This is a genomic window from Cognataquiflexum nitidum (assembly GCF_022538055.1).
Classification (GTDB): Bacteria; Bacteroidota; Bacteroidia; order Cytophagales; family Cyclobacteriaceae; genus Cognataquiflexum; species Cognataquiflexum nitidum.
In genome coordinates, this window is sequence record NZ_JAKZAM010000003.1 from 190475 (window position 1) to 212453 (window position 21979).

Here is a 21979-nt window from a genome sequence, read left to right on the forward strand (position 1 = left end):
CATTTACCAAAAAACCCGGCAATCCTAAAGTCTGAAATCAAGTAGTGACAATAAAAGAAAGAAATAAAAATCTTGGTGCGGTAGTTATTTTGCGGATCTAAGTTCAGCCGATCAAATATTTTGTAGTTTAGAATCGCCAAAAAAAGTATCAGTTCCCAAAAACCACTTTTACACCCTCAGCTTTCATTTTTTCCACTTTTGCAACTTTAGAATCAATAACTGTATTCCAAAGGTAAAGTGATTTGAGAGAATGGATCTCGGAAAGGGCTTCCAAACCTGATTCGCTGACTTTGGTCCCGTTAAGGTTCAAACTTTCGAGTTTGGAAAGAATCTTCAAAGATGAAATTCCGGAATCTGAGATGGGATTATTTTCGATCCGCAGTCTTTGCAAATTGGAAAACTGAGCTACCTGATTCAGGTCAGCATCCTGAACTCCTGTCCCGGCCAAACTGAGCCAATAAATCTGGTCTTTGATAGGCAAAAGTGCTTTCAATAATTCGGAGGCCTGATTCTTTGCGGCATCCGATGGTAAGACAACATCCAAAGCACCGGATTCATGAGAGAGAACCCTTACCCGAAATCCCATTTTCTCCAAAGCCTTGAGATGAACAGTATCGATGCTCACCGCTATCATTTTCTCCCCTCCGAGAATATTTAGTCTTGGCTTTGCCCATGCGATGATTTCTTCATCCGCAGCCATCAAGGATACTTTGGGATCTGCCTTCCCCATTGCTATCCACCAAATGAGTATTTGGATTTCTTCCTCCGTTAGGGGCTTTTTCCCTTCGGCAGGCATAAAATCATCGTGGTCATACGGCAGCGTTACTCTCCTTATCAACTCACTTTTTTCGGCATCAGCAGCAATAAAAACCGGGCCGTTTTCTCCCCCTTTGAGCATTGTCTCATAGGAAACCAAGTTCAGATCACCTTTGGTTTTTCCGGGTCGGTGACAGCTTTGACACTTACTTCGAAAAACAGGCTGAATCACATCGGTAAAAACCTCCGCATCCTCCACCTTAGCCAAAACCCGCCCTTTGGTCTCTTTTTGCTTTTCACCAAAAGGTGCAAAAGCAGTCAGATAATCTTCTCCATGAGTCAGGCTTCCTCCAAAATGTCCGGTAACAGAAAGTGCCAGGATCATAAATCCCAACACAATATAATTCAGCTTTTTGCTGAATCTAGGCTCATTCTTATTCACCCACCAAGCAATTCCAGAAATAATGACCGTGGTCCATCCAGCCACCAAATGAATATCCAAAAGGTCGTCCTCATATCCCCCGGATTGCGAAAGCATAAAACCCAACACCGCCGCAATCAAGGCACTGATGGTTCCCAAAAGCAAAGAAAAATTCACAGCTTCCTGCATCGCGGGCCTTTTCCCAAATACCTCATAAGCTTTAAAAAAGACTGCTATGATCAAAAAGCCAATGGGCAAATGAACCCAAAGTGGGTGAAACCGGCCGATGAAAGTAATCAGGTCTTGTATCATATTTTGACCATCCTAGGTTAAAATACCCTTTACCACATGACCTTCTACATCGGTCAGCCTAAACCTCCGGCCTTGATGCTTGTAGGTGAGTTTTTCGTGGTCTATCCCAAAAAGATGTAAAATCGTAGCCTGCAGGTCATGCACATGAACCGGATCTTTGACCACATTATATCCAAAATCATCTGTTTCTCCATAGGTAAATCCGGGCTTCACTCCAGCCCCACACATCCATTTGGTAAAGCAGCGTGGATGATGGTCCCGGCCATAATTATCCGGTGAAAGCGTGCCTTGACTGTACACCGACCTTCCAAATTCACCTCCCCAAACGACAAGCGTATCCTCCAACAAGCCCCTTTGCTTGAGGTCCTTGATCAGTGCAGCTGTCGCCCGGTCAGTTTTCTGGCATTGGTTTTTTATCCCTCCGGGCAAATTCCCGTGCTGGTCCCATCCCTGATGGTAGAGCTGTACAAATTTGACATCCTTTTCAATGAGCTTTCTCGCCAAAAGGCAATTGGCGGCATAAGTACCGGGATCGCGGCTGCCTTCACCATACATCTCATACACCGAGTCAGGCTCCTTGGACATATCCGTAATTTCCGGTACCGAGGTCTGCATCCGGAAGGCCATCTCATATTGGGCGATGCGGGCACTGATTTCAGGATCGCCATAAGTATCCAACTGCACCTCATTCAATGATTTGAGGTAATCGAGCATTTCGCGCCTGTCTTTTCCATCGTAATTTTCAGGATTGCCAAGATAAAGTACAGGGTCTTGCCCAGACCGGAATTGGATGCCTTGGTATTGGGAAGGAAGAAAACCATTTCCCCAAAGTCTGGCATAAAGCGGTTGGTCCTGCACCGCATTTTTGGAAACCAATACGATAAAAGATGGCAGGTTTTGGTTGTCCGAACCCAAACCATAACTCAACCAAGCGCCCATCGAGGGTCGGCCCGGAAGCTGATGACCTGTCTGGAAAAAAGTAATGGCCGGATCATGATTGATCTGTCCGGTCTGCATGCTTTTGATAAAACAAAGTTCATCCACGATCTCAGCAGTATGGGGCATCAGTTCACTGACCCAAGCCCTGCTTTGGCCATATTGGCTAAATTTGAAAGCTGAAGCAGTCATAGGAAACGAACTTTGATCGGCACTCATCCCGGTAAGACGTTGCCCGTCTCTCACCGAATCAGGGAGCTCCTGCCCGTGAAGGTCCATGAGCTTTGGTTTGTAATCATACAATTCCAATTGGGAAGGCCCACCACTTTGAAAGAGATAAATCACCCGCTTTGCCTTGGGCATAAAATGCGGCAAGCCTGCCAATCCATTTGCTGACTCAGAAAGCAAAGGCGGGGTTTGGGGATTTTCTGCAAAAATCTTCTCCATTCCCATCAGCGAGCCCAAGGCCAGGGAACCAAGTCCCAAAGAAGTTTTTGTCAAAAACCTCCTTCTGTCCATATTCTTTTCAATCTCCTGAAGATCCCTGTTGGAAGACCTGAGAGGGGCATCGTGATGGTGACTCATATTATCTTTTGGTTAGAAAAGCATCTGAATTGATAATGGCACTGGCGGTAACGGCATTGGCCGCAAGATGGAAAGGATCTAATTCTTTAGGAATCTGATATTCCCCTGAAGCCAACCAGCCTTTGGTCTTGTTTTGATCTGCCTTGAATTTACGGTATTCATTTTCCCTCAATTCTATAAGAATTTGAAGCTCCTTAGGATTGGGTTTTCTTCCTGTCAGTCTGCGGAAAGTATCTTCTATAGACTTGGAGATTTCCGGATAAGCCAGCATTTTTTCTCCCAAAACCTTGGAAGCCTCCACAAAAGTCGGATCATTCATCAGTACCAAAGCTTGAAGCGGGGTATTGGTTTCCTGCCTTTTGCTCACCGAAAAGCTATGATCAGGTGCATCGAATATGGACAATGTAGGATGGTGAACCGAGCGTTTCCAAATCGTGTACATACTCCTCCGATAGAGATTTCCCCCTTTATCCTGCACGTAGTTGGCTCCATTGACTTTCCAAAGACCTTCAGGTTGGTAAGGAAACACACTTTTGCCTCCAATCGTCGGATTCAGCAAACCTGCGGCAAAAAGCGCATTATCACGGATCAATTCTGCAGGAAGTCGGACCGACGGCCCGCGGGCAAGGAGGTAATTGTCAGGATCCTTTTCCATCAGTTCCGGCCTGTTTTTCGAGGCTTGACGGTAAGTGGCAGAGGTGACAATCAGACGCTGCATGGCTTTGACATCCCAAGCGGAATTTTGAAATTCCAAAGCCAGCCAATCCAACAATTCCGGATGAGAAGGCAATTGTCCTTGATTCCCAAAATCCTCGGAAGTTACGACCATCCCGTTTCCAAAGTAATTTTGCCAAAAACGGTTGACTGCTACCCTTGCGGTGAGTGGATTTTCTGCATCCGTCAGCCATTGAGCCAGTCCAAGGCGGTTTTTGGGAAGGTCTTCGCGCATGGGCAAGACGCTCTCAGGGGTATTGGGAAAAACCTCTTCTCCCCTCATATTATATTCCCCACGGGTCAAAACATAAGTGGGCCGCTTATTGGTTTTGTCCTGCATGACCATCATCTCCGGAATCCGCTCCACAGAATCCGCATAGGCTTTTCTCTTAGCCACCACCGCTTGTAGCTTTTCTTTATAAGCCAAAGAATGGTTATTGAGGTACAGTTTTTTCAGGGCTTGTCTTTCTTGGGCGCTAAACTCGTTGCCAGATTGGGCAAGGATTGACTTATATTCTTCTAACCTCACAATCTGCAATACCTCCAAAGAAGAGAGTTCTTTGTCGTAGACACTCACTTCATCCACCAAAGCGTCTTTGAGTCCCTTGCCTCTCCACACTGCCCCTACCTGCAAACCCGGCTGTCCCCCCTGAAAAAGGATGTCTTTGTACAGATTGTCATGGGTAGTTTGGGTAGCCATTTCAAGTCCGTTTAGGAATATATTGAGTCCATTTGCTTTGGAAGAACCGTCATACGTCATGACCAGATTGATCCATTGGTCCCGGGGAATATCCTGTTCTGTGACTTTGGTGATGGCATTGTATGGAGCGGTGTGCGCCATCAGCAATTCCAAGCGGTTGTTTTTGAGACTGAGGTGATATCCACGCCAGTTATAAAGCACTGCGCCTGAACCCTTGTGAAAAATCACTCCATCAGTCAAAGATTTGGGTACAGTAATCCAAATACTCACAGAAAAAGGTTCGCTGCGCGAAAAAATACCCGAACCGCCCAAATCCAGCCAGGAATCCCCGTTGAGTTTGACAGCTTTTCCTCTAAAGCCCTCTACATAGGCAGGTTTCTGGTTTTTCACCTCGCTGCTTTCCATCGTTCCTTTTTGGGAAGGATTGAGATTGTTTTGTATGGAGTTTTGGTCAAAAGAATAAAACCCGACCCGACTTGCCGGAAAATCCAGTTTGGCAATTTTTTGAAGGGAACTGGATGCCAACCAAGCCTGAAATGCCTTTTCTTCCTTCTCAGCCACTATTTTCAGTTCCTCTTCCTCCCTGTTTTTTTGGGAAAGCAAGTAGGAAAGCATGTTGTCTTTCTCCGTATCTGTCAAAAGCATCGTCGGAACAGGTGTGGCATCATCCCAAGAAATCTGACCGGCCTCATCCACCTGATTGAAAAAACTGCTGAGCTCAAAGAAATTTTTCTGGGAAATGGGGTCGTACTTGTGGTCATGACACCGCGCACAGCCCAGCGTCAAAGCCATAAAAGCCTGACCCATGGTACTCGTCCGGTCTACTACATATTCCACCCGAAACTCTTCCTCTACAATGCCTCCTTCCATATTTTGGGGATGAATGCGGTTGAATGCCGTCGCTATCAGCTGTTCTTTGGTAGGATTGGGAAGAAGGTCTCCCGCCAACTGATGGGTGATAAACTGGTCATAAGGTAGGTTTTGGTTGAAAGCCCTGATAACCCAATCCCGATAGGGCGATGCATCCCGATACCGGTCTACGGTGTAGCCATGTGTATCGGCAAACCTCGCAATGTCCATCCAATGCATGGCCATTTTCTCCCCATAATGCGCAGAATTGAGCAATCTGTCGACCTGTTTTTCATAAGCATTGACGGAAGGGTCAGCAAGAAAGGCATCTATCTCAGCCAGGCTTGGAGGCAAACCTATCAAATCCAGACTCAATCTTCTCAGGAGCGTTTCCTTATCCGCCTCTTGCGATGGTTTGATTCCTTCCTGTTCCAATTTGCTAAGTACAAAGTGGTCAATGGGATTTTTGGTCCATGATTTATCCTTTACTTTCGGAATGTCATGTTTTTGAGGAGGGATAAAAGCCCAATGCTTTTTGTATTCAGCCCCATCTTCTATCCATTTGATCAGGATGGCCTTTTCCTTTGGAGTCAAGGTCAAGTTTGATTCTTGGGAAGGCATGCGGAACTCCGGATCTTCTGAAATGATCCGGTGAAAAAGTTCGCTTTTACGGAGGCTTCCAGGGTGGATGGCTACCTTGCCGGGGGAATCTTTGAGGGAGGCAAAAGCCATTTTGGGATCGTGCAAGCTTAATCCTGCTTTTTGTGCTGCCAGATCAGGACCGTGACAGGCGAAGCATTTATCCGACAAAATCGGCTTGACATGAATATTGAAATCCAATGCTTCCGGCAATTCCTCGTAGGCTGCCTGAACATCCTCGGGGAGTTCGGGGCTACAAGAAATTAAAGAGAAAATAAAGGAAAAGAAAAACAGTATTCTTAAGACCATTTGAAATCAAATCACCGGATTAAATTAAGGGAATTTCAAATGAAATCCCACCTGTTGTATCCTGAATTGTGGCAATACATTTCTTTGTATAAGTGATGAGATACTATAGTCATCCGACTAAATGCAGGAATACCTTAAAATCTCCCTTGATGTTTAAATTAAGGGAGATTTTTTGATATATTACAAATACCCCCTGCTTTAAACTGAACAATTCAAATTGTATTATTTTCAGATCCCTTTCTAAACCTGAAAGTCATCCTAATCTGAGAAGCTTTATTAGCGATATATAAGAGCAAATGTTAATGGCTGCCATATTTAAAATTGTGACAAACTTTTCAGCCTCTTTGCACTGCCTGCGAAATACCTTAAATAATTAATTGGCTATCAAAACTATCCAAACCAGGGTTTTGATCCCTTCCAAGCTGTCCGCGTAAAAGTATCCCAATTCGAAGTTCTGATTCAGTTGCTTGAACAGAATTTCGATATTCCATCGGCATTTATAAAGTAGAATTATTGTGTTCTCACTGAGGTCAAACATATTGGACACAAACTCAAGTACCTTCCCGATTTAAGGGCCTTTTTATATGATCAATCTGGCCTTCAGAGGTTACTTTGACGGATTCAGAAGGAATATCTGATCGAAGATAATCCCTTCATAGGCATATTCACTGATATGGTTTGGTTTTCCTTCCAGGATCTCATAATCTGAATTTTCATGAAGTGGGGTTACAAAATAGACTCCGTTATCACTCCAATCTTTCCCTTTCCGATCCTTGACATAACCATTGTCAAAGACATAAATCGTCCCATTTTCTCTTTCATGCTATCTGAGAAAAGATTTATCATTGCAGGCAGCTTCGTTAATAAGCACAAGATCCGGTACTAAGCAGCCCAAAGGCAACTTAGAGTGGATTTTAAGCCCGCCTTTCTTTTTGCCCAATATTAGGATTGCGCTCTGCGCCTTTGTACACATCCACGAAAAGATAGATTGTCTAAGAATCAATGATTATGACTTTTCCCTTATCCAACTGTCTGTCCAAAAAGTTGGGTTCTAAAGGCTTCATCTCTGCCTTATAAGGGTCAAAAAGATGATGATTTACCGATTCAAATACCACACTGTCTCGCTTGATATTGAAATCACTATCCATACTGACCGCAGGAAGTTTGTCTATACCCAAATATGTCAGAAGATCTTCAAGGAATAATAGGTTTTTACTTAGACTATTAAGTGATTGGCATTTGGCTACAAAACCGCAGAGCATCAATACCAGTTACTTCCATGTAGTCATAGTCTTTTAGTACCTTTCGCTCTAGTGTTCAGACAAACAGAAGTCGACAATTTCCCGGGGAAGAAAAGAAAGTAGCTGACAAATTACCGGATGACCCGCAAGATTCGTATTTTTGAACATGATGTTTTTTTGGTGTGGTAACTTCAAACATCATAAACTCTAGCAAGGTGTCAAAACCTCGCTTTTTTCAAGATTTTCAAAAACACGCAGTGTTTTTGTCTGATGACAGTAATTTTTTTTATCATTATTAAGAAATTTAACCCCTTTAAAGGCCTTCAATGGTTGTAAATCAGCTTAATATTAGGTGTTCAAGAATCAATAAAAGTCTATTTAGCTTCGGATTGCTTTTTCTAGTTGTGATCAATCCGGTCTACAGTCAGCTTATTGGTCGTTATGATGATGATATTAATTTATCGTCTTTCCCCTACCATATTATGACATACGGCACTCAACATGGTCTCCCTGTGAATCAAGTCGATGGCTTGGCAAAAGACCGGAATACCGGTGTTTTGGTTATATCAACTTCCAACGGCCTTCATCAATTTAACGGGTATGAATTTAGCTCCTACCGTAACCATCCATTTTATAGTCAAACGATATTTATTGGATTATTTTCTTCCAATTGTTATGAGCATCTGCTGGGGATTAATATGTTTGGTGAGGTTTATCATATCGCCGAGGAACCGGAATTGGTAGGAATCTTTAATGCAGTTGAAATTAGGGATGAGTATATTTTAAGCATTGATTCAATTGGGACAGTTAGATATTTACAAGATCCTGACTTTAGCGAGCACATATTCCAAACAGACATTACTAAGGCCAATTTCATTCACCGACTGCATCCTGATACGCTGATAATAGCCGATCAAACAAAAACCTATAAATTTTTACCAAAAAGTGGTCACAAGGAAGTGATTTTACAAGAACGCATAATTGACGTGGAATCTGATCCCAATGATGATTTTCGATACTTTCTAACACAAAAAAAACTTTATCAACTTACATCGGGAGGTCTTAGTCAAGTTGATATACCACTCTCTGTAAATGAGAACTTAATATCTATGTTTTTCAACAATGGCGCGTTGCTGATCAACTCATCCGGTGGTCTTTATTATTATTACATTGGCTTCTTATCAAAATTCACTCAGGATGATATACTCCCGACAAATGGGCTATTCAGTTTTTTCCTAGACCATCAAACTCGGACCCTTTTTCTAGGAACACGCAATAAAGGCCTTTTGAAGCTTACCGAAAGGCGGGTGGTCAATCTTTTTTCGATATCCAATGAACTTCTCAGTTCTTTTGGCTCATTAGTGTTGGACTCCACATCGGTATATGCTTTGGCAGGAGGTAATTTGGTCAAAGTTTTCAATCAAAATACATCCAAAATTTTCGATACGGATAATAAATCAAATGCTTTAGCATCACTCAACATTATTGGAGACACGTTATTTCTAGGTACTTGGGAGGATGGAATCATTGCCCTTTCTAAGCGAACAGAAAAACAGCTCTATCATCAAAGACTAGGAGGAAAGTCAGTTTTTGCTACATATCAAGATCCCAACGGGGTCTTTTGGGTGGGAACAAATAAGGGTGTTTACACTGGAAACAGTATAGAAAAATTAATTCCATTTAAACCTGACACTATTGATACTCAAATTATTACAATGTTCCGTACACGATCCGGTCATTTGTGGATGGGCGGAGAAACTACCATTTACCATCTTGATCAAAATGGGACAATAATAGATCAATTTGGACCGGAACAGGGTTTAAAAGTAAAAGATGTACGTGCTTTTTATGAGGATTGGGAGGGTAGAGTTTGGATAGGCACTTATCAGGGTGGCTTGTTTTGTTTTCATGATAATCAGTTGATAGAACTTCGCAACAAGCCTAACAACATGCTCAGTAATGATATCTTTACCTTGACCAAAGATAATTATGGTAATTTGTTGATGAGCTCCAATAATGGAATTATGGTAGTTCAGGAAAAAGCTTTGATTGCCTATTTAAATAATGAAATTGATTATTTGGTGCCTTTCTATATTGGTGTTCAATCCGGAGTTTTTAATACGGAATTTAATGGAGGGTTTTTAAATAACCATATCAATAAAAACGGAAGTGCAATCTATTTTCCATCTGCACAGGGTATAGTTGTCTACTTATCAAGTCAGATCGAAACAAAGAAAACTCCGATCATTCTAAAAGGTGTATTTGCTGACGGGAAAGATGTTCTGTTTACGAGAGAAATTTCCCGTACCACCATGAAAATCCAATTTGAATTTTTTAATGTTAACTACAATGAATTTGAAAATGTGTATTATCAATTTAAACTGGGAAAAAATGGCAATTCTGTCGAATGGAGTATGCCTTCACGGGCCACTATGGTCAACTTTGATTTTTTGCCCCCCGGTGATTATGTTTTTCAGGTCAGGGCTATCAACGGTTCAAATGATCCGGAGCCGGAGGTTCTAAGTTATAGCTTTAGAATTCTCCCCTATTTTTATGAGCGACCCTTGGTTCAGGTCGGTTTTTTTCTGATTTTTCTGTTCTTGATTTTTGTGACAGTTCAGAAGCGAAATCAACGAAAGCAACAGCAATTTCAACGAGATTTGGAGAATAAAAATACCATAACAGAGCTCGAACTAAATGCTATTCAAGCCCAGATGAATCCTCATATTATTTTCAATTCGCTTAACATGCTGATGCATTTAATTAGATTGAAAAGTTTTGAAAAAGCAGAAAATTTCACTTTTGAATTTGCACAGATGTTGAGAAATATTCTTGAGAGAAGTGGAAATCATTTCATTGAGATTGGTCAAGAAATAGAATTATTGGAGAATTATCTACAGGTTCAGATGATCCGGTTCCAAAATTCAATAATCTACAAGATTGAATGTGAACCTAGACTGTATGCCGTACGGATCCCTTCGATGATGGTACAGCCATTGGTTGAAAATGCCATTGTCCATGGACTTTCAAATACAACTGAAGGCGGACATTTAGTGATTCGATTTGAGAAAGTAGGGGATTCAATCTATATTTCAGTAGAAGATGATGGGATTGGAAGGGCAAAATCCGCTAAAATTCAGGAAGGAAAAAAACGCAAGTCAATAGGTTTGATATTGATCCACAAGAAGATAGATCTGATGAAATCAAAGTATGGCATTTCCATAAAACTTAATTTGGATGATTTGTATGAAGGTGAGCGTTCGGGTACAAAAGCTTCACTGATGATTGATAATGATTCTTTGGCAAATAATGAATTAGAAGGGGATCAAGTCTCAGTTATTAATCAAAAATGATCACTTATTTATCATTTGATTTAGAAAGGAATCATGGATCAAACATTTTGATTTAATTTAATCCTTTGATATAATAACTCTTCCTATGATTCGATGTGCAGTGATTGAAGATGAATTGGCCAGCAGGGATATTCTGATCGAAAGAATCAAGACGTTTTATCCGGAATTGGAAATTAAATCTACCATAAGGAAAAAAGAGGAGGCCACTGATTTTTTGAATAAAAACCCTATCGATATTGTCTTTATGGACAACCACTTGATAGGAGGCTTGGGGCTTCAGGTATTGAAGGAGGCGGATGTAAAAAACACAGAGGTTATATTTGTGACTGCCTACTCAGAATACGCCATAGAAGCGATGAATAGCGGAGCTACCTATTACCTATTAAAACCGTATAGTGACCTCCAGTTTCGCAAGGCTGTAGACCGGGCATTGATGCGCATCAGTGAACGACGGAGAATCCTAATGGTAGGTGCAAAGCAGGATACGATGATTCATCTAGATGATGTAATGTACATCGAGTCTGATGGCGTTTATTCTGTATTTCACATGAAAGACGGAATAAAGATTATATCCTCAAAAAATCTTGGGGTTTTCGAAAACCGTCTTTCGTTTTACAATTTTTATAGAATCCATCATTCACTGATCGTAAATGTGGATCATATCGACATAGTAGAAAAGGGGGCCCACCCGGTGGTCAGGCTAAAGGATGGAGCTACTAAATTGTCTATTTCCCAGCGTAAGTCAAAAGCTTTTTTTGAAGCCTTCGGTTTTTAAACCCGGGTTACATATTTGATTCCTACTGAAGGTTTAAATCACAACAAATCAGGAAATTTTATTTGGAAATCATGGTACTGCTTCGGTGGGAAATAAATGAACCGAATCGGAAGACTTGAAAAGAAGTAAAGTCTAAAAATACATTCAAATGCCTATTCTGGAATAATAAACAGATGGAATTTTTCCTCTATCGTCAGTTATTAATTGTTTTGTCGCACTTATTAAAATTGCCATTTCCATAAATAGAGAAAGGACTAAATTGCTTCAACATCCAAAAATTATGATAGCACTAAATGCAAAGTGAAAATCTTATATGATTGAAAATCAAATCTTTGTAAGATAAATTTAAACCAACTCTAATGTTTTACAATTATGAATTTCTTTAAAAAATTGAGATTGCTAGTAATAAACTATAGGAACAAAAAATTAAAAAATCCAAGTTTGGAGCTTGAAAGACTTCCATGGAAATCAAAAATACTACATAGGTAATTCAACAGGAGGTCTAGTAACATCGGATATGACTTGGTAACAGGAATTAGCCTAGTTTTACTTAATAGGGTATAGAAGCGGATAGTTCTGCGCACTGAAGTTTGATTTTACCTTGAATCAAAAACCATGATCGCTTTAGGAAACAAAGCGAATTTAATGCCCGAAATACAAATGCAATTCCAAAAAATCATCGCTTCCTTAATACTCTGAAGGATGAACTGTTATTTTTTTAAATCTATACAAATTAATTCTAAGCAAACCCCTGACTTCCGTAGGGCCGAAAATCAAACCTGTTATTAGGTTTTCACTATTTCAAGATGGGGATCCGTATTTAAAAAAAAATCCCTCCATTAATGAAGGGACTTTTCTTGGTAGCCTCGAATGGAATCCCTGCCCTGCCGACAGGCGGGGAACCCATATCTATTGTTTAGAAAACTTCTATTATTGAGATTGATTTTAAATATTTGTAAATCAATATTTTATAATTTTAATTACAGTAAAGTAAGTCCGTTTGGAACTCCAACTGCAATTTTATTTCAAGGTAAATTCAGGTCTTTAGATTTTTACTCACCCTCTCAGGTACAATTAACTTGGTAACAATCGCAAGAAAGTTTCAATGTTTATACCTATCCAAAAATTACGAATTGTATTCGCTAGTAATTTTCTCAATCAAAGACCCTTTCAGCTTTAAGAAACTTTCAAAGGGAAAAAGCCCTGTTATATTCCTGATTTTGAAATTAGGGACTGTAAGGAACTATCAGGCTTGGTTTTCTTCTTAAAATAGAATTTCTTTAAGACTAATTCTTAGCTATTCCATGAAACATCTTATCTTTTTGATTCTATTCTTTCACCTAATCCCATGTTCAGAGATTTACTGTCAAGGAATTAAAGACCCTATCTCAAATTCAATCATTTTATTCATAGGCCAAGTTGAACCTTTGTTTGCGACTACCTATGTGAAAAGTAAAGACGGCAATGATTTAAAGTACACAGACTTTTTGATCTCCGAAATCAAGTCCGCATCTGAGGACCAACAAAAGGTCAAAGCTTTAGCCTCATTTGCTATGGTCATGGCTTCTCTGAGTAAGGAGGATGCGAAAATCTTTGGCGCCAAAACCGGTAACGATGAAGCAATTAGAAGAGAATATCAATCTTTCCTCTATTTAGAAACCATTCCAATCTCTTCGGAAGAAGAAAAACTTCAAGTCTATCTTCATGCCATCAAGTCAATAGCATTTCACCTCAAAGTAAAGGAAATACCTGCTTATGAAAATCTTGAGATGGTTAATGACTATGTGGAAAATGAGCTTTCTAAAAACCTACAAACATTACCCAAAAATGATGCGCTTAGAATTAATCAGACACAACTCCACTTTTTGTTCTCTATAGCACTTGAGAATTATTCCAAATTTTTGTCTGTCGGTATCCTGAAGGAGAAGCAAAATCCTAGATTTGATCAACTCACTGCTTCAAGATCAAAAATTCTCCCTCAGGCAAAAAATGTCAGTGGATTATCCGATAGCTTGATAAGCATGGAGGGTGAGGCTTATTTAAAACTCAATCAAGATATGGAATCATTATCAGGTGAATATCTTGATTTTGCGTCTGATTTGATGGGGAAAATAATTGAAGGATAACATCAAAAAAACTGAAATGATATGACTCTCCAAAGCGCAGATAAGCTTATCTATGATGATAAAACCTACTATATCTATGCAGAGCCTTTAAGTGATTACTTGAAACAAGCAGCTTTGCCTTACCCTCTTGTAGCTCCAAATACAGCTTGTTGGAGAGGGTATTCCGCCACCTATACGGTTCAAGGTAACAAGTTGTTCTTGACTGAATGGAAGGGGTATATTCGTGATTTTATGCAAGTAGGGATTGACTACCTTTTCCCCGGCGAGTCATTTGTCTTTGCGGACTGGTTTACCGGTAGCATTAAGATAAAGCAATTAGGGGAATACATAGCTGGCAGTGGTCCTTTTGAGATCCACGAAGGCCAGTTGGGTTTGGAATTCGAGCAGGGAATTTTTATTAAAGAATCCGAATACTGGCTTCCCAAAGAGGATGTTGAAAGGATTAGAAAGGAAGAAAACGACATGCCTTTTTAAATTAATAAATATGATAAGTCACCTCGACCAAGTTTTGGATTGCTTTGTCCGCATGGATGTAGAAAGGTTGGAATTGTTGCTAAGTGATCAGTTTACCTATTCTGATGTATCGAAGGAAAAGTTTTTAGAAGCCGTTGATATATTTTTTCAGGATTACAGAAACGAAGATCCTCCCACATTTCAGTTTCAGATTTTCCCGGGGGCATGCTGTAACAAATCCTGTGACCTTCACTTGGGCACTACTGCTTATCGCTTTATCGGAGCTAGTGACATTTATACAGATATCCGTTTTATACTAGAAGAAAAAGTTGGAGAAGAAAGTGTGGTAAAGGATATCTACAACTGCAATCAGTTAATTACCAATGAAATTTCTCCTGAGGTACAAATGCAACGGATCCTGTGGGTATTTGAAGATGATAAAATCACCACCCAACTTCCTCCTAACTATGCATTGCAATTAAGTCAGGCCCTTTCTGCAGAATCAAGTTGGAAAATGAAAACCAAGGATTTCCCTATTCAGATTGCCGATGTAAGGTCTTGGTTGGCTGTGCATGAAAATCTATTTCATGATCTGGGAGGCCACCCTCCATCCTACGAGATAATCTGGAAGTGGGATAGATTTCTTGTACTGTATTCCAATTTGAAGAAGTTTGTTCAGTTTCTGGATGATCTGGATCCTCACCTCCAAAAATTTTCAGATTTAAAAGGTCGGGGATTACCCGAATCAGAACTTCTCCGCTGGATTGTAGAATTGGAAAAATTGCTAGAGAAAAAGTATAGCAAAGTATATGGTTGGTTTTACGAACTAAAAAATCTTGGGTTCGCTTGGCATATCACGATATATATAAGTACTAGATTCCAAACAGAAGACCAGTTGATTACTGATTTACAGGCCTTTTTATCTTGGTTTGAAAAAGAGCGAAAAAAACTATTCGATCACTACTTTTCGATGACTTCCGGAGAGGTTGATCAATTTATGGATCAGGCAAAACACCCCTACGAGATCTATCGGGTAATCACTTTGGTTTCCTATCACCTGGCGATCAGAGAACGCTTCAAAAAACAAGGTGTTTACATCCCTTTTAATTTAGGAAAGGATCTGGATTTGGAGCAGTACCGTTTGATAGTCTAGCCAGACACAAGAAAGTAATAAAATTCATCTAAGAATGTTGATTGAAAGATTTTTGTCCAATGAAAACAGGTAACCACAGCTTTAACCTAATTATCATTTCTTATTTTAGTTCAACCATTTTTTTGGTTTGTGGCAACTCTTATATTTATTTGTGACAACTCTTATATTTAAAGGTCACCAGCTTACAATGAATCCAGAATTCAAACTCCTCATCCGAAGCATTTCCTCCTATGTCATGATTTTTTCCGGAGTCCTGATTTTATTCTGGTTTTTATTTGTGATGGGCAGTAGTATCATGGGATTCAACTTTTTCTCCAGTGAGGCCTTGGAACTTATGGTATTTATTTTTCTGATGGGGATTTCAATCATTGGCGTGGCGGCGGTGATCAATATTAGTTTGAGTATCGACCTGATCGCAGATGCTAAAATCAAGGAGTTAAATCTCCCGACTCAACCCAGAAATCTTGGAAAACGCATGGTTGCCTGGACATTGGGTGTGATAGGAGTCTTGGTTTTACTGGCATTTATAGGAAACTATTCCATCAAAAGAACCCACCTTCGGAAATTCCAGACCTTAACTTCTGACGTGGTTCAATCCCATCAGGATAATCTCGTGAGGATCTTTGAGTACATGGGGGATACCGCAAAGATTTTAGAGACAAAGAAAATACTATCTCAAGTATCCGGGAGTTCCAATAAAATCTTAGGGGCGGAGGTGATTCTGAATAGAGAAATTCAGGGTGAAAGCAAATGGGTTGAGATTACTTCCGGAACAGATTCCAGCGCACTTGTCAATCAAGAGTTCGAACAACTTATAATTATTCTTTCCGGGGACGAGAAGAAACTGATTCAAGAACTGGCTGATGGTACTAAAGCAGGTGCGCAGGTGCTTGAACTGGAAAACGGAGAGATCAAAGGATACTATCCGATCAGCAAAAATGGAAAATCTATGGTGGTAAGACTAATTCCGATGCCGGAATCCCGAGGAAGCAGAAATTAGAAATTACTATCAATGAGCATAAGATGGAACAACTGACTAAACTCAAAAGGCTACGAATCGAGAAAGACGAGCTGCTGATCACTATCCGGGAAAAGGAGGAAGCGAAAACCAAATCGGCTGTTTACCTTGCTATTTTCGTTCTTCTTTTGATTTGGATGGTCGCATTACTCGCAAATCCCAGCGGGGCTCAAGACCCAAATTCGATGAACGAATCCGGGGCAAAGTTCCTGAAATTTGTTTCAGGTAAATTTCTGATAGTAAGTTTAGTCCTGATGTACCGGACACACAAGATCAACAAAGAAATCCGGGAACTTGAAAAGGAATACGAGGAGATGAAGAAGGGAGTGGGGTATTTGAGTAATTGAGGTGGTGGTTTCGGCTCTGGTTTTATAATATTTTCGAATCAACCCTTTGGTTTATCTTGAAAAAATGATGGAAGCGAATTACAGAATATGGATTCAGGAATTAAAGCAAAGAATTCGTTCTGCTCAGCTTAAAGCCGCAGTGGCGGTAAATGAGCAGATGATTATGCTTTATTGGGATATTGGGAAGCAAATAGTCGAAAAACAGCAAGAAGAAAGCTGGGGAAGCAAAGTGGTAGAACAGATGGCAAAAGATTTGAAAAATGAACTGCCCGAGACGAATGGATTTTCCAGAACCAACCTGTTTGCCATGCGTCAATTTCACCTATTTTACAAAGATTCTATCCTCCTACAGCAAGCAGATATTGATTTACAAAACAAAGAAAATCAGAGTGATATAATTGTCCACCAAGCTGGTGGACTAATTGGAGAAGACAATCTGCTCTGTAAAATGCCGTGGAGACACCATGTGGCAATCCTTAACCACTGTAAAGATACAACCCAAGCCTTTTTCTATATCAAACAAACCATTCAGCATAATTGGAGCAGAAGTATTTTGGAATTACAGATGGAGTCCGACTTGGATAAGAGACAGGGAAAAGCGCTCAATAACTTTGAACTCACGCTACCCAAAATCCAAAGCGACCTAGCCAAAGAAACACTGAAAGATCCTTACAAATTTGACTTCCTCACCTTGGAAGCTGATGTACAGGAATTACAGTTGGAGAAAATACTCACGGAAAATATTTCTAGATTTTTGCTTGAGCTGGGAAAGGGTTTTGCTTTTGTGGGCAGACAGTATCCCCTGCAAATCGGAAATAAAGAACGGAAATTAGATCTGCTATTTTATCACCTGAAAATGCATTGCTATGTTGTGATAGACTTGAAAATGACGGAGTTTGAACCTGAATTTGCCGGTAAAATGAACTATTACCTAAGTGCCGTGGACCAACTGTTAAAAACGGAACTTGACCACCCTAGCATTGGGATTATTTTGTGCAAATCAAAAGACAAAATAGAAGTTGAGTTTGCCTTGCAAGACCTCAACAAGCCCATGGGAATAAGTGAATTCACCTTCAGTGAATTACCCTTGGACATACAAAAGAACATGCCTACAGTAGAAGAAATCGAAAACGAATTAAAAGACAATTTGGATGACTAGTGGTATAAAATTTTATGGAGAGCATTTCGTTCACTGAGGTTTCTGATGCCGAGAATATATCCCTTCCAAGGTTCCTGAAATTTGTTTCCGGTAAATTTCTAATAATAAGCTTGGTCCTGATGTGCCGGACACATAAGAACCATAAAGAAATCCGGGAACTTGAAAGGGAATATAAGCAAATGAAGAAGGAAGTGGGGTATTTGAGTAATTGAAAAAAACAGCCAAATTAAGGTATGCTAGAACAACTTAAAGAAATCAAAGAAAAACTCAATCAGCTCATCCAAGAGGTTGAACAGTTAGAAAACTCAATCCATGGTGAGGAAATAATTATTGAAAGAAAGGATTTTAAGTTTATTAAACGAGTTTCAAGGATAGCAGATTCTGATTCTCATCTTTTTCGATATTTAAATGGGGTTTTTTTTAGGCTATATGGAATATCACCTTCTATCTTGTTAGGAGAAAGTTTGAGTTTAGAGTTGAAATATGAGTATTCAATTTTTAAAGCATTACAAGAAAATCGACTTCAAAAAATTGTTTTGTTAAAATTAAAAGAGCCTGTAACAACAAAAAACGGCTCCATAATAACCCATAAAATTGAACAAGAAATTGACTCCAAATTACGTGAAAATTATAGGGTTAAGTGATGATATTAATTAGATAACATTCTTCAGAAGAGTTTAATTTTCCTGTGAACCTAGACAGCACATATGTCTCTCAAATTTGATTCATCATTAAAAATCAAAGAGGATAATGCTAAAAACAACGATTTCAACGGTTTTCATGAATAGAACACTGGGACTTCAAAAAGAGGTTCTGGATAAACACGGATTTATCAATTCTTTTTTACAGGATCAGTCTGCCGGAATTGAGTACAACAAAGATTTTGTTATTCTGGCATTTAGACCTAGTAATCAAACTGAATTCCAACAGTTTGTAAATTCCGAGACTCGAAGAACCCAATCTCTTATCCGGCATTATTCTTAGCCCTGCGGGATTAAAATGCTGGTTTACAAATTGGATTCTAAGTATTCTGCCGATTATGAGCTCGTCAGGCAGGGGAAGTATTCAAAGACTTCCAAAGAATACCAGGCATTGTTCCCAAAAACTGTTAAGATTAAAGACATTTTCGGAATAGAAAAGGAGCAAATTTCCCTTCAATATCGGATTTTCAACAAAACACCAGACCTAAGAAAATTCTGGGAGGACAGGCTTGGAGTTCAGTTTTCAGAGGACCAAGAACTTTGGCCTATCGTGTCCATGGAAAAGGAAACATTACATGTAAACCGATTCTTATTAGCCGTAGCTGGATAATTTTTGAAGGGGTGATTGCTTAAGTTAAGTGAACCCTATAAAAGTGTATTCAATATTGTTTCCTAGCAAATTGAATGATTTCATTATCCTCCCAATCCCCTTTTATATCTAGTATTTTTCCGTTGTCGAAAATAAGGGAGCAGTTATCATCAACTAGTTTTTTGAACTCTTTTACTGAATTTAGATCAGAGAGATACTTAACGGTGACTGTATTATGAGTCTTCTGATCTATTTTTCCTTTGGTTGTGTAGAAGTTGAATCCTTTGCCGGCAATCATGTAGAAGTAATTGGATAGGATACAGCGTTCATGGAAAAATGAATTCTGTAAAAATACGATGGAAAATTCTACCCTATCTGAATAGTTGGTTTCCAGCAAATCTTTTACTTCTTGATATCGCTTTGAAATAAAATCCGCAGGAGAAAATCTCTTATTTACATCACCTCCTACAACGAAAAGGATTTTAAGAGGAGTCGTAAGCCGTTCAAAATCTACAAGTCCATTGATAAGCTTAGTGACATTCTCCTGAATCAAATCTTTTTCATTGAATAGGTAAGGGTCAAAAATTACCAGCGATGAAAATGGTAGGCCTTTTATGCCAAAATCTTCCCAAGATTTAAATTCAGAATTTTTCCCTCCCACATTAATCAATGAAACCCGATTATTACTGAATTTTTTCCAGGAATTCGGCAGAGAATTCATTTTTAGCCATTCTTTATAATGAATACACTCAGATTCCTTTGTAGCGCTAAAGAGTACATTCATCAACGATGGAGAAATTTTCGCCAAAACCTCTGGACTATTCAAACAATGATTTTTATCTATGGTGATATTTTTTTGTCCTGAAAATGATCGGTCAATGAGGTTCCTTAAAACTGGATTACTGTCAATTGTCTTTTTATCCAACTCATTCGGACAGAGAGCAAGAATCTCGGAGGAGTAGAAAAAACTATTAAACTCGGCAAAAAATTCAATTAAATAGCTATGCTCCAAAATAGAATTTCGAAGGTCATTCAATTTTTGAATGGTAGGAAAGTCAATTACTGATCGAGCAGGAATCGTCTTCATCAATTGGAACTTGAGTTATACAAAAAGGCCAAAAGTCTTGGAATCTCATCAAAGAATCCTTCACCAAATTCGGCTGATAATCGTCCATCCTCTAAGATGTTTATTTCCTTAAAAGGCGAATTTTTGAATTCATCAGAATCCGGATGGTTGAAATAATAGATCTTTGTACTCATAGGGTCTAGCTCTTTCTTAGCAGTTAGGTATTGGAAATTTCGAATCATATATTCACTATGAGTTTCCACGACAAATTGAATATTAAATTCCTTAGCCGCATCCAGAAGAAAATTAGCCAGCTTGGATTGTAAAGAGGGATGAAGGTTGCTTTCTGGTTCTTCCAATAAAAATACAGTTGGTTTTATATTCTTAGTCCTATGATTTTCTCCCATTTTTCGAATAACTGAAATTGCAATTTTTAAAATAATCGGAATCAATTGAGAATAACCGTATCCAAGGTCTGCCAACAAAACCTTTCTCCCATTTTTTAGAATGAATATTTCAGAAGTGACGCCCTGAATTGAGTTGATTATCATTTTATCTCCAATATCAAATAGCTTCAATGAGTTATCTATAAATTTTTTTACTTCATGAGAAATATTCGTTCCAACCTGACCAAATTCCCAAAGTAGCTTATTCATCTCCGCCACTTGTCCACTTGCTGAATATAATCGTTCTGTATTGGCTCTAAATGAAGACAATGAATCAACAATCGAAAAAATATCAATCACTCTTTTAAATGTTCTATTGAGTTCCTTTTCAAAAAATTCTTCAAAGACAAACGTTCCAAAATCCGTTAAGGGCAAGGTTGACTTCTTATTGCTAGTACTAAATTGATTAATTCCCGCATCGCTTACTTTAATAGACAGTCGATCTAAGATCTCAGAAATTGAATATAAAAATATAGCTTCAAATTTTTCTGGAAAATCGTACACACTGTCTGAAACTATGTACTCAATTTCAACTCCTTTAGAAATTCCATCAAGTTGATCCAAAAAGCTTTTCTTGTCTTCTTCTTCAAATTCCTTGAATAGTTTTGCATTTACATCTTTATGTTTTCTTTCTGGAAATATTTTTAGATAAAAGTTTAAAAAAATGTCTGGGAGTAATTCTTCTGACACATTTCTTCCTCCTTTGTGGTACTTCCAAATTTTCCTTTCCCAATTTTCTAGTCCTGGATGAGAATATAATAAAGTATCATGATAACCATTTTCATACATAAAAATTAAACTTGCAATTATACTTTTAAAATTACATTTTACTTCTATTGGAATAAAAGAATATAGAAAGACGCTTCCATATTGTTCATCTTGATCATATTCCGCTTTCTCTATTCCTTTTTTTAATTCAAAAATAATATCTCCACTTTCGAAATATATTTTTACCGCTTTCAGTTTTCCAGAAAAGGAATCTCGTGATTGAGCATCATATACTAAATCAATAAAGGTTTTATCAATTAATTGAGGAAATGGGAAATCAAAAGTAAAAACCAGCTCATTGGATTCGCTCTTGAAATTCAAGACTTGGCCATACCATCCTAGATGATGCTTACCACCAGAAAAATTAAGCTCTTCTAGTCCCCCCGTTTCACTGATACTACTTTTCAATAAAAGGAGTGACTTAATTAATGAGCTTTTTCCAGAACTATTTTGCCCAGTCAATAATGTTATAGGGGCTAAATTAAAAACAGCTTTCTCTTTAAAAAGTCTGAAATTTTCTAAACCTAAAGTATGGAGGTAAGACATGATTATTTATATTGACT

Annotated in this window: 18 protein-coding genes; 11 read left to right on the forward strand and 7 right to left on the reverse strand. The window is 38.9% G+C overall.

What is annotated here, in order from left to right:
* Positions 1 to 148 precede the first annotated feature (148 nt).
* The 5 genes from MMU07_RS03085 to MMU07_RS03100 form a co-directional block, all read right to left on the reverse strand.
* Positions 149 to 1489, reverse strand: a complete 1341-nt coding sequence (locus MMU07_RS03085; protein ID WP_241124368.1) for a DUF2231 domain-containing protein — start codon at positions 1487 to 1489, stop codon at positions 149 to 151.
* A gap of 12 nt (positions 1490 to 1501) precedes the next feature.
* Positions 1502 to 3010 carry a DUF1501 domain-containing protein gene (locus MMU07_RS03090; RefSeq protein WP_241124369.1) on the reverse strand — a complete coding sequence of 503 codons (1509 nt, stop codon included), beginning with the start codon at positions 3008 to 3010 and terminating at the stop codon, positions 1502 to 1504.
* 1 nt (position 3011) lies between these two features.
* Entirely contained in the window at positions 3012 to 6221 is a 3210-nt protein-coding gene (locus tag MMU07_RS03095; RefSeq protein WP_241124370.1) for a DUF1553 domain-containing protein, read from the reverse strand.
* Positions 6222 to 6594: 373 nt separating this feature from the next.
* The gene (locus MMU07_RS21815) at positions 6595 to 6759 is read right to left on the reverse strand and encodes a transposase (RefSeq protein WP_418884502.1); all 165 of its coding nucleotides are present in this window, start codon (positions 6757 to 6759) and stop codon (positions 6595 to 6597) included.
* A 454-nt stretch (positions 6760 to 7213) separates the two neighbouring features.
* Entirely contained in the window at positions 7214 to 7483 is a 270-nt protein-coding gene (locus MMU07_RS03100; protein ID WP_241124371.1) for a hypothetical protein, read from the reverse strand.
* Positions 7484 to 7944: 461 nt separating this feature from the next.
* On the opposite strand from MMU07_RS03100, the gene MMU07_RS03105 reads away from it, so the two are divergent.
* From MMU07_RS03105 to MMU07_RS03155, 11 genes are all read left to right on the forward strand, one after another.
* Positions 7945 to 10815 carry a sensor histidine kinase gene (locus MMU07_RS03105; protein ID WP_241124372.1) on the forward strand — a complete coding sequence of 957 codons (2871 nt, stop codon included), beginning with the start codon at positions 7945 to 7947 and terminating at the stop codon, positions 10813 to 10815.
* Positions 10816 to 10900: 85 nt separating this feature from the next.
* Positions 10901 to 11590 carry a LytR/AlgR family response regulator transcription factor gene (locus tag MMU07_RS03110; protein WP_241124373.1) on the forward strand — a complete coding sequence of 230 codons (690 nt, stop codon included), beginning with the start codon at positions 10901 to 10903 and terminating at the stop codon, positions 11588 to 11590.
* Between the two features lie 1445 nt (positions 11591 to 13035).
* Positions 13036 to 13716: a hypothetical protein gene (locus tag MMU07_RS03115; RefSeq protein WP_241124374.1), complete on the forward strand. Its 681-nt coding sequence runs from the start codon at positions 13036 to 13038 to the stop codon at positions 13714 to 13716.
* A 21-nt stretch (positions 13717 to 13737) separates the two neighbouring features.
* Positions 13738 to 14190: a hypothetical protein gene (locus tag MMU07_RS03120; protein ID WP_241124375.1), complete on the forward strand. Its 453-nt coding sequence runs from the start codon at positions 13738 to 13740 to the stop codon at positions 14188 to 14190.
* A gap of 10 nt (positions 14191 to 14200) precedes the next feature.
* Positions 14201 to 15322 carry a hypothetical protein gene (locus MMU07_RS03125; protein ID WP_241124376.1) on the forward strand — a complete coding sequence of 374 codons (1122 nt, stop codon included), beginning with the start codon at positions 14201 to 14203 and terminating at the stop codon, positions 15320 to 15322.
* Positions 15323 to 15509: 187 nt separating this feature from the next.
* A complete protein-coding gene (locus tag MMU07_RS03130) occupies positions 15510 to 16322 on the forward strand; it encodes a hypothetical protein (protein ID WP_241124377.1) in 813 nt (270 codons plus the stop codon).
* 23 nt (positions 16323 to 16345) lie between these two features.
* The gene (locus tag MMU07_RS03135; RefSeq protein WP_241124378.1) at positions 16346 to 16687 is read left to right on the forward strand and encodes a hypothetical protein; all 342 of its coding nucleotides are present in this window, start codon (positions 16346 to 16348) and stop codon (positions 16685 to 16687) included.
* A 64-nt stretch (positions 16688 to 16751) separates the two neighbouring features.
* A complete protein-coding gene (locus tag MMU07_RS03140; protein WP_241124379.1) occupies positions 16752 to 17846 on the forward strand; it encodes a PDDEXK nuclease domain-containing protein in 1095 nt (364 codons plus the stop codon).
* A gap of 233 nt (positions 17847 to 18079) precedes the next feature.
* Positions 18080 to 18490, forward strand: coding sequence for a hypothetical protein (locus MMU07_RS03145; protein ID WP_241124380.1), 411 nt, complete (start codon positions 18080 to 18082; stop codon positions 18488 to 18490).
* Between the two features lie 136 nt (positions 18491 to 18626).
* On the forward strand, positions 18627 to 18830 hold the full coding sequence (locus MMU07_RS03150; protein ID WP_241124381.1) for a hypothetical protein: 204 nt from the start codon (positions 18627 to 18629) through the stop codon (positions 18828 to 18830).
* Between the two features lie 15 nt (positions 18831 to 18845).
* Positions 18846 to 19157 carry a hypothetical protein gene (locus MMU07_RS03155; protein ID WP_241124382.1) on the forward strand — a complete coding sequence of 104 codons (312 nt, stop codon included), beginning with the start codon at positions 18846 to 18848 and terminating at the stop codon, positions 19155 to 19157.
* Positions 19158 to 19206: 49 nt separating this feature from the next.
* Here MMU07_RS03155 and MMU07_RS03160 read toward each other — a convergent pair whose 3' ends face one another.
* Positions 19207 to 20223, reverse strand: coding sequence for a hypothetical protein (locus tag MMU07_RS03160; RefSeq protein ID WP_241124383.1), 1017 nt, complete (start codon positions 20221 to 20223; stop codon positions 19207 to 19209).
* Entirely contained in the window at positions 20223 to 21962 is a 1740-nt protein-coding gene (locus tag MMU07_RS03165) for an AAA family ATPase (protein ID WP_241124384.1), read from the reverse strand. Before MMU07_RS03165 ends, MMU07_RS03160 begins: the two co-directional genes overlap by 1 nt.
* Positions 21963 to 21979: the final 17 nt, after the last annotated feature.

Bases quoted from the DNA above. Each gene is read 5' to 3' on its own strand.
- MMU07_RS03155 (WP_241124382.1), top strand. From the start codon at position 18,846: ATGCTGGTTTACAAATTGGATTCTAAGTATTCTGCCGATTATGAGCTC.
- MMU07_RS03165 (WP_241124384.1), bottom strand. From the start codon at position 21,962: ATGTCTTACCTCCATACTTTAGGTTTAGAAAATTTCAGACTTTTTAAA.
- MMU07_RS03085 (WP_241124368.1), bottom strand. From the start codon at position 1,489: ATGATACAAGACCTGATTACTTTCATCGGCCGGTTTCACCCACTTTGG.
- MMU07_RS21815 (WP_418884502.1), bottom strand. From the start codon at position 6,759: ATGTTTGACCTCAGTGAGAACACAATAATTCTACTTTATAAATGCCGA.
- MMU07_RS03130 (WP_241124377.1), top strand. From the start codon at position 15,510: ATGAATCCAGAATTCAAACTCCTCATCCGAAGCATTTCCTCCTATGTC.
- MMU07_RS03095 (WP_241124370.1), bottom strand. From the start codon at position 6,221: ATGGTCTTAAGAATACTGTTTTTCTTTTCCTTTATTTTCTCTTTAATT.
- MMU07_RS03105 (WP_241124372.1), top strand. From the start codon at position 7,945: ATGACATACGGCACTCAACATGGTCTCCCTGTGAATCAAGTCGATGGC.
- MMU07_RS03090 (WP_241124369.1), bottom strand. From the start codon at position 3,010: ATGAGTCACCATCACGATGCCCCTCTCAGGTCTTCCAACAGGGATCTT.
- MMU07_RS03150 (WP_241124381.1), top strand. From the start codon at position 18,627: ATGAATAGAACACTGGGACTTCAAAAAGAGGTTCTGGATAAACACGGA.
- MMU07_RS03160 (WP_241124383.1), bottom strand. From the start codon at position 20,223: ATGAAGACGATTCCTGCTCGATCAGTAATTGACTTTCCTACCATTCAA.
- MMU07_RS03140 (WP_241124379.1), top strand. From the start codon at position 16,752: ATGATGGAAGCGAATTACAGAATATGGATTCAGGAATTAAAGCAAAGA.
- MMU07_RS03100 (WP_241124371.1), bottom strand. From the start codon at position 7,483: ATGCTCTGCGGTTTTGTAGCCAAATGCCAATCACTTAATAGTCTAAGT.
- MMU07_RS03135 (WP_241124378.1), top strand. From the start codon at position 16,346: ATGGAACAACTGACTAAACTCAAAAGGCTACGAATCGAGAAAGACGAG.
- MMU07_RS03110 (WP_241124373.1), top strand. From the start codon at position 10,901: ATGATTCGATGTGCAGTGATTGAAGATGAATTGGCCAGCAGGGATATT.
- MMU07_RS03120 (WP_241124375.1), top strand. From the start codon at position 13,738: ATGACTCTCCAAAGCGCAGATAAGCTTATCTATGATGATAAAACCTAC.
- MMU07_RS03145 (WP_241124380.1), top strand. From the start codon at position 18,080: ATGCTAGAACAACTTAAAGAAATCAAAGAAAAACTCAATCAGCTCATC.
- MMU07_RS03125 (WP_241124376.1), top strand. From the start codon at position 14,201: ATGATAAGTCACCTCGACCAAGTTTTGGATTGCTTTGTCCGCATGGAT.